The sequence below is a fragment of the Nostoc sp. CHAB 5715 genome (assembly GCF_020829685.1).
In the GTDB taxonomy this organism is placed as follows: Bacteria; Cyanobacteriota; Cyanobacteriia; order Cyanobacteriales; family Nostocaceae; genus Nostoc.
In genome coordinates this window covers 1-4,882 of record NZ_JAIVFR010000584.1, presented here as the reverse complement: position 1 = coordinate 4,882, position 4,882 = coordinate 1, and the positions used below count along the sequence as shown (strand labels likewise).

Here is a 4,882-nt window from a genome sequence, read left to right as displayed (position 1 = left end):
TACAATTAACCTGACGAGTGGGGCACTTGCGATCACAAAAAACCTCACTATTAATAGCCCAGGTGCTAACTTACTTACCATTAGTGGCAATAATCACTTCCCCGTGTTTGACATTAACGCCGCCGATGTTACATTTTCTGGGCTAGCGATCGCTGGTAATATCAACGCTTACAATTCTAGTAATCTAACGTTTATCAATAGTACCATCAGCGGCGACAATCTGAAAATAGATAACCCTACTGGTGAACTGAGGCTTATTAATAGCACTATTAACGGTAATAATAGTGTGAATATAAGTACTAATGCACTGACACTGACCGATGGTAGTCAAATAAGGGATCTAAGTAACACCACTAACGCCGGTAACGCCGGCGATTTAACTATCTCTACTAGTAAGCTAACGATTCCAAGTAACACCACTAACGCCGGCGATTTAACTATCTCTGTCGGCAATTCTGGGCAAATCAGCGGTGGTCGAGGAGGTAACATAACTCTCAGAGTCGATGATCTTCTTTTATTGAGACGAGTACCCCAACCAAGCACGATCGCTGGTGGTAGCAATAGTTCAGGAGCAGGAGGCGAAATAACTGTTACAGCCAGTAGCATTTCGCTGACAAGAGTACCCGAACCTAGCGCGATCGCTGGTAGTATACTTGCTGGTAGTCTGGCTTGGCTGGCCAAAAGAAAGCAAGCAGCATTTCCCAAGGCGAAGGTATAATTATGTATTAAAATAAATCCGCAAATAGTTTAAATACAAAGCCCGTTCAGACTTCTCTCTGCGCGGGCTAATTATTTTATGGCTAATTAGTTGGACATAATATCAATGTCCCTGAAACTAAAATACTTCCAGGAACCTTTATTAAGCCTCAACTTTTACACCCTTCCAGAAGGCGACATGGCCTTCTATATTCTTAGCTTTCTCCTTGGCGCTGGGATAATACCAAGCAGCATCTTTGTTAATTTGTCCGTCAACTTCAATGCTGTAGTAGCTAGCGACACCTTTCCAAGGACAAGTACTGTGGGTATTACTGTCTGTAAAGTATTGCTTGTTAATGGTGTCAGCAGGGAAATAATGGTTATTTTCCACAACTACGGTATTATCACTTTCGGCTAAAACTGCGCCATTCCAAATTGCTTTCGGCATAAGTGAGTTTGCAAATAAACTATACACTTAACATTTTGACACGATCAGCTTATTTTATCCTCCTTAACGGCTAACTGATACCATTCATCCAAGCTCAAGCAAATGGTCAGTAAGGTTTATAGAAAATTTTGCAATGCCAGTATTAATTGGTATCACTTCTGTTTATCAAATTAAAAATTAAAAGTATTTGCTTACCTCATGAAGATTTCCTAGCATATTGGTATGGAAACTTAATTAGCAAAAAAATGAATTTCAGTTTATATCCAAAACTAAAAAATATCTATAAAAGGATTAATTCTATGCCTAAAATTACTAGCGTTCATACAGCCAAAAATCAAAAAAGTGGCGCATCAATGAACACAACCGCCAACTCTGACATTTTATCTAGCTATCCCAAGAATGTAAATTTTCTCCAACCCTTTGATACTGCTTTTATTGCATATCAGATGATGGGTCTGAGTAATTTTGATTAATGACAATTTATAACCTGAGTTTGATATAACTTACACATTTGAGATGCTCCCGTTTCTTAATTGCGAATTGCTCTCTTCGCAGCGTTAGCGAGTCTTGCCTACGGCACGCCAAGGGCGAACGAGCGTCATTGCGAATTGGTATAAGCCTTATCTTTGGTTCAAGGGACATCCAAGAATTAAATTAGGGACTTCCAAATAAAAAAATATCCAATTATTTATTGTGGGGTGGGCGTCTCGCCCGCCCTTGATTACGGGCGGGCAAGATGCCCACCCCACAAGATTGTATAGTTTATTTCTTGGAAATCCCTTACTCAATTCCTCCATCTAACACCAGAATTCAATTTCTGCTCCCCCTGCTCCCCCTGCTTACCCAAACGTAATCAAACTCACGTATCCTACTTGCTCATCCGATTAGGCGAAATCACTGCGTCGGCAATTTTGGGTGTGTAGTCGAGTACTTTGCTACGATGCTAGAAATCTCAGGGTTGTAAAGTCTCAAATAATTCCAGTAGTTGCCAAATACTTGCCGCACATAACTTTTAGTTTCATCAAAAGGAATTTGTTCAACAAACTCATCTGGGTCTTGTGTAGTTTGAGTTTGCAGCCATTTGGAGACATTACCGGGGCCAGCATTGTAACTGGCGATCGCTAACAGCGAGTTATTGTTATATTGATCGTGGGTATGACCCAAATACCATGTACCCAGCATGATGTTATCGTTGGGATTTTCTAGATTTATTGTTTTGAAATCCATCTTAATTTGTGGGGCGATCCATTTAGCTGTACTCGGCAACACCTGCATTAAACCAGTAGCATTAGCGACGGATTTAATTTTTGGTTCAAACCGTGACTCTTGACGCATCAAAGCAGTTACTAGGACAGGATTAAGTTTACGCTCAATAGACCATTTTTCAATTTCTCGCAGATAGGGAAATGGATAACGCGCTTGCCAGTAGGTGATCTGTTTGCTCAGAGTCTCATATTGGGCAACTTCTGCTGGTATTTCCCGGTCTTCCAATTTAGAAATTTTATCAATTCCTATGAGATTATCTCCCTTTGCCAGTCGCATCAATCCTTCAGTAAATTGCTCTGCTACAGTTGGCTGAATTTTATTCGGAAATTCTGTCTGCCATTGTAACCAGGCATCGCGGTTTTGACCTAGCAGATACAATTCTTTGAAAGTCTCAGAACCAGCAGGCGGTACTGGACGCTGTGGTGTGATTACTTCCGGGTTCATAACGCGCACGTTGTCAAAGTTGCCAACATTCAGCCCCAGCATCGTTGCAGATCGCCATGCATAGTATGAGTATGGAAACTGGCTAATCACATACTCATAAGCAGTTTGAGATTCCTGCTGTTTGCCTAGTGAAGCTGCCCATTTTCCTACCCAAAAGCCTGCTCTCGGAGCCAAAATACTGTTGGGGTTGTTGTTGACAATTGGTTCTGCCCATTGCCAAGCACCGACGTAATCTTTGGCATTGGCTTTACCTTGGGCGATTTTCCAGCGATACTCTGCGGCTTCATCAGAATTGCCGTATTTGGCTATGAGTAATTGCCACGCCTCACTAGCTGACTTTTGATTATTAGTGGCTTGGAGAGTTTTAGCTTTTTGTACCAGTGCAGTACTAGCTTGTTTGGGAAATTTACTAATTACCTGCTCAAGATAAAGTAAGGCGTCTTTAGGTGTTTTTGCGGTTTCTGCTAATCGTAGTAGTGCAGTCCCAGTTTCTTCGGTATTGGGAAACTGCTGCACTAATTGTGTATAGGTAGCGATCGCTTTTTCTTTATCTTTGCCCCCTACCTGTAACCCTCGTGCGGTACGGTAGAGGTTACGCGATGTTTTAGGTGCTTTGACATAAGCATTCGCGGCTTTGAGAAACTGATTATTTTCCCAATAGCTTATACCAATAAGTTCCCAGTCTTCGGGTTTCAGGGTAGGCTGTTTTACTAGCTGATCCAAAACGCCCACTATCCCAGGTTGGTCATAAGCATATTTAGCCAAAATCAATTGTAATTGTGGCTGATTGGGATTTTCTTGCAAGCGTTTACGAATAATTTCCCAAGTTAGAGGGTTAGAAGGAAATTGAGCGATCGCTGTTTCCTGTTGCTTCGGTTGGGCAATCAGATATAGTGCTTTCACTGTGGCCGCTTCTTTGGGATACAGTTTCAGGACACTTCGTCTGAGATCCGAGGCTTTGCCGTCTTCGCCTAGCATATCCTGCGCCTGCGCCTGTTTCAGTAAAATATAGGGCGCGAGGATCGGATAGTCTTTATCTAGCCCATCCAGTAAAACCAGCGCTTTTTTGGCTTGGGTTCTTTCAATGTAATCACTCGCCAAAAGATAACGAGCGCGATTTCGGTCTGGCGATCGCGACTGCCCGGCGATCTCTGCTAGTTTTGCCGCCCGTTCTGGCAGCGATTGTGATATCAGTGGAAAGACGGCTGATTGAGCAATGCTACCCTCTGATGTTTGCTCTGCTTGATTTTGACTCAGTTTGAGCCATTTCCCCAGAGACTTGCCAATCTCAGGTGCCGATACCATTGCCCCAGCTAAAAAGGCAAACAGTGCTGCACCCGCAATTATCGAAATTTGCTTTTTCTGTAGTTTCTTCAGCATGAATACCCGCTGAAAAGTTCCGGTGAATTTCTTGAAACTGTAGCACTCCTAACCATCAGTATTACCAATTTTTAATTTTAGATTTTTCATTTTATGTAGAAAAATACTAATTTTCAATCTTACGGTTGGTAGTAATGAGTAGATAGCACATATTAGATACTATTACATCTATCTTGGGTATATCATAAATACAAATTAGACTTACGCATTGACAAGAAATACCATATATGGAGAAGTTTAAAAACCACATTTTTCGTAAGGGCACAGCATGGTCTATTGACGATCGCAGGATAATTACAGCAGTTTTCATGTATTTTAGGACTTACGCAAACTCTACGATTCTTGGCGTTCTTGGCGTTCTTGGCGGTTCGATAAATTAAGCTTTTCAGCACTTTTTGCGTAAGTCCTATATTTGAACCACATCTATCGTAGGGGTAAAGCGCATTGCTCATACGTGTCAACTTAACGTAAAAGCCATGTCCCGCAAGGAACTTCAGTTCCTTGCGGGACATAGCTTTTACCCTGCATTCCGCAGATGTAACTCATATTACTGGTAATTTTGAAAAGTCTAGTCCAGAAAATTTTTATTAGTCTAATCTTTTGGGGTTGAATTCACTTTTATTTCCAACAATTAGGGAATCTACCAGT

4 protein-coding genes are annotated in these 4,882 nt (G+C 41.6%); 2 read left to right on the top strand and 2 right to left on the bottom strand.

All coding sequences use genetic code 11. The features are described from left to right. On the top strand, positions 1–718 hold a 718-nt coding region (locus LC574_RS26650), incomplete at its 5' end, for a PEP-CTERM sorting domain-containing protein (RefSeq protein ID WP_229456613.1). A gap of 141 nt (positions 719–859) precedes the next feature. Here LC574_RS26650 and LC574_RS26645 read toward each other — a convergent pair. Further along, entirely contained in the window at positions 860–1,144 is a 285-nt protein-coding gene (locus LC574_RS26645) for a DUF427 domain-containing protein (RefSeq protein WP_229456611.1), read from the bottom strand. A 299-nt stretch (positions 1,145–1,443) separates the two neighbouring features. Here LC574_RS26645 and LC574_RS26640 point away from each other — a divergent pair, with 299 nt between their 5' ends. Next, positions 1,444–1,617 carry a hypothetical protein gene (locus tag LC574_RS26640; RefSeq protein WP_229456610.1) on the top strand — a complete coding sequence of 58 codons (174 nt, stop codon included), beginning with the start codon at positions 1,444–1,446 and terminating at the stop codon, positions 1,615–1,617. 421 nt (positions 1,618–2,038) lie between these two features. Here the strand turns inward: LC574_RS26640 and LC574_RS26635 are convergent, their stop codons facing one another. Continuing rightward, positions 2,039–4,234, bottom strand: coding sequence for a transglycosylase SLT domain-containing protein (locus LC574_RS26635; RefSeq protein ID WP_229456609.1), 2,196 nt, complete (start codon positions 4,232–4,234; stop codon positions 2,039–2,041). Positions 4,235–4,882 lie beyond the last annotated feature (648 nt).